We start from the raw sequence: 3372 nt of genomic DNA, 5'->3' as shown, positions 1-3372 counted from the left end.
TCGACCAGATCCCACAACTCGTCCGGCACAAGCCGCCGCGACAACGCATCCACCACGACCGAACATCATGCAACACAACCGATCTCAATGCGCCAAGAACGAATTACATCCATGTGAGACATGGTCTTAGTACTGCAACGGTACTCAGGCGAGTGGGTGTCCTCGTCGCCGGTAGTGGGATAGGCGGGCTTGGTGCTGTCGTCGGCGGCGCCAGTTCGACCAGGCCAAGATGTGGTGGGTGCAGCGGAGGGCGGGCAGGGCCAGGGCGATGGTCAGGCGCCGGATCTCCGGTAGCGTGAGTGCGATCATGCCTTGTTCGTGGTTGCTGGTTCCCCTTTTGCCGCAATGGCTTTCGCCCCGGTCAGCCAGGCCAGGGCGAGTATGGACAGGGTGTCCTTTCGCTGCGGGTTGAAAGAGCGAACCATAGTGTCACGGGCCATGCTGGAACTAGACAATAGCGCTGTTTCCGCGCAGGGGAATTGTGGCGAGTTGTTCGGCGAACGACTTGCCCGGGTCGATAGGCTGAATCCTGGTCGTCGCGTGACTTTCCCTTCGTTGAGCTTGGCGGTTCAAGAAGGATCACGCGGTGTGACGCCCACTATCCGGCTACGACACGCTCATACGGTCGCTACGAAATCGCTGGTACACCACTCTGCCGGACACAACCATCCGATTCCGCTGCAGCAATCTGCACAATCGTCGCGGCACGCTACCAATCCAGGCGCCGGTGCAGTACAGATCTGAGGGCGCAGTGGGGAGGTACGCACCACTGCGAACCCCTCAGTCGTAGGCGTTTTCCCCATATCGCACAAGGATGAATCCGCGAAGGATTATTCCGAGATCGGCACCTAGTTGTCTTACTCACGCTGAGGACGGTTTGATGTCTGCCAACAGGCTCGTGGCTCGCCATCCCGACCCGGTAGGTCTGGTTCAGGTGAGGTTGGATACGAGGCGCGCGCGTACCAGTGCACCTCCTGTCAGTGGCTTCCCCACGTTGAGCGTGCGATGTACCTGGCCAGTGTCTGCGCGTACAGCGGAAAGCCGATTTACTTGTGGCACCCCACAGATCAAAGCGCGGGGCTGGCTGTCATCGCACACATGCAGCACTGGAACGGAGCTGACATGGTCAGACGCCGATTGCCTCGAACGCGTCGACGACGCCCTGCGTCCACCGAGCGAGTGTCATGGCGGGGTGTGATGTCTGCAAACGCCAGCGTTGACCTGATGGTTCATCGAACAAAATCTGTCACAAGTCGGCCACTGACGGTGCACGATCTCGAGATGGTGGCTCGAGCATTCGGGTTCCGCACTGCACAGGCACTTGTCGCCTGTCTCACAAAGGCTGATCCGCCACCGTCTGAAGCAACCGATGCGCAGCCGGACGGTCCGGCTGGGCGGACAGCAGTTCTCCGGGCCGATGGACATCGGTTCGCCGGATGAGTTGGCAGGCCAATGGCATCACCCCCTTGCCGGCGAGGGCTTCGGCGAGCCGGTGGGAATCGCCTTTGGTCAGCACGAGATGCGCGTGGTGCAGGAGCCGATCGACTGCCGCGGTGGCCAAGGTCTTGGGCATGATCGTGTCGAATCCGCTGGGGTGGATATTGCTGGTCACCGCGATGGACCGGCGTTCGTATGCGGCGTCGATCACGCGGTAGAACGCTTCGGCGGCGTCCGGGCCCACCGGCAGCATGCCGATGTCGTCGCAGACGATCAGGTCGCAGGAGCAGATGCGGGCGACCGCGCGGGCGATCGACCCGTCGGCTTTGGCCTTGCCGATGGTGGCGGCGAGGGATTCGAGGGTGAACCACGAGACCCGTAGGTCGTTCTCGATCGCCGAATGCGCGAGCGCTTCGACGAAGTGACTCTTGCCGGTGCCGGAGGCTCCCGCGACCACCAGATTCTCGTGCCGGCCGACCCATTCCAGGGTGGCGAGCGCGTTCTGGGTGGCTTCGGGGATGGTCGATTCCTCCGGCAGCCAGGAGGAGAACGTTTTGCCGGTCGGAAAGTTCGCGTTCTTGCGGCGCTGGCGCCGGGTCGCCGAGTCTCGGCCAGAGACTTCCTCGGACAGCAGCACCCGCAGCACTTCGGCCGGATCCCAGCGTTGAGCACGCGCGGTCGCGAGCACGTCGGGGGCGGCTTTGCGCAGATAGGGCAGCCGCATCCGGCGGCAGATCTTGTCCAGTTCCTCCGGCAGCGCCGGGGCCTTCGGGGAACTCATGCGCCGAACCTCCCCCAACCGGCGGTCCCGGGCTGCACCGAATGCGCCTCGTCGGCGCGTACTACCTCGGCCAGGCCGGAGAAGCGAGCCAGGTGGTCGAGGATCGAGGCGAGATCACCGTCATCGAAGCGGCCGGCGACCGCGGCGACACCGAGTGCTTCGTCGACAGATTCGGCGCCGGTGAGCGCGGCGAGCTCGAGGGCGCGGGTCATCTTCGCGCGGATCCGCGACACCCCGGTCGCCGAGGCCTCGGTCAGCCAGCGACGCGCGCCTTCCCCGAGCTCGAGGAACGCGATCTCCTCGACCGTCCGCGGTCGCAGTTTCCGCACCCGTGGCAGATCCCCGCCCGCATGATGCGGGTAGTGCTCGTCGAGGATGCGCGGATTGCCCGGCGTCGAGAGCCGATGACGTGCGATCTCGGCCAGCCCGAGCGATTCCGCCCAGTGACCACCAGTTCCTCACCAGCGACCCGGCACCACACCTTCTGCCCCTGATACCCGTCCGGGGTCGAATACCGCACCGACCCCCACCGGATCGTCTGCATCACCGACCAGGCGTTCCTCACCGAGAGCGATCGCATGCGGCTGTCCTGGCAAGACATGCAGATGCGCCCGCTCGACACCGAGCCGCGCGATCGGCGCGACACCAGTCTCGCGATGCGGGCGAGCATTGATCCGTTCGCACCATGCCCAGCAGGCATCGGCCAGCTCGGCGAACGACGAGTATTCCGGGCAGCAGATTCGCCGTTGTCGGCACCAGGTCGGCTTTCGCGATCTTCACCGTGTGCTCGGCCCCGCCCTTGGACTCCGGGTCGAACGGCTCACACGTCTCCACCTTGCAGCCGTAATGCCGCCCCGCCGCAACGATTTCCGGATGCCGCACCGGCAGCCCGGCGATCCGGTCCACCGTCACCGTTCTCGGGTTGTCGGTGAGCAAATACGTCGGCGCGCCACCGATCCGACGCAACGTCACATCAATGCCCAACACCAGCGAACCCAAGGTTTGATCCCACGACGGGATCACCACCTGTCAGCGTTCACGAAAATCCGCAGGTAAGCCGTTTTCCGTTCACGTATTCGGGCAGGGCCGCGTTCACGTAATTCCCCAGCGGGAAGCCGGTCGCGGCTGGTGTGGTCCTCGCAGGAGTTGGCTGC

Annotated in this window: 3 protein-coding genes; all 3 read right to left on the bottom strand. The window is 64.3% G+C overall.

All coding sequences use genetic code 11. The annotated features are described in order from the left end of the window. Positions 1–144 precede the first annotated feature (144 nt). On the bottom strand, positions 145–309 hold the full coding sequence (locus IU459_RS36830; RefSeq protein WP_195134201.1) for a hypothetical protein: 165 nt from the start codon (positions 307–309) through the stop codon (positions 145–147). Positions 310–1333: 1024 nt separating this feature from the next. Next, the gene (gene istB, locus IU459_RS36825; RefSeq protein WP_324199178.1) at positions 1334–2218 is read right to left on the bottom strand and encodes an IS21-like element helper ATPase IstB; all 885 of its coding nucleotides are present in this window, start codon (positions 2216–2218) and stop codon (positions 1334–1336) included. Then, positions 2215–2547, bottom strand: coding sequence for a hypothetical protein (locus IU459_RS39125; protein WP_228839038.1), 333 nt, complete (start codon positions 2545–2547; stop codon positions 2215–2217). The genes istB and IU459_RS39125 overlap by 4 nt, the downstream gene beginning before the upstream one ends. Positions 2548–3372 lie beyond the last annotated feature (825 nt).

Origin of the sequence: Nocardia amamiensis, assembly GCF_015477605.1 — a bacterium.
Lineage (GTDB): Bacteria > Actinomycetota > Actinomycetes > Mycobacteriales > Mycobacteriaceae > Nocardia > Nocardia amamiensis_A.
Note: the sequence above shows the minus strand (reverse complement) of the source record. Positions and strands in the feature narration are given on the sequence as shown.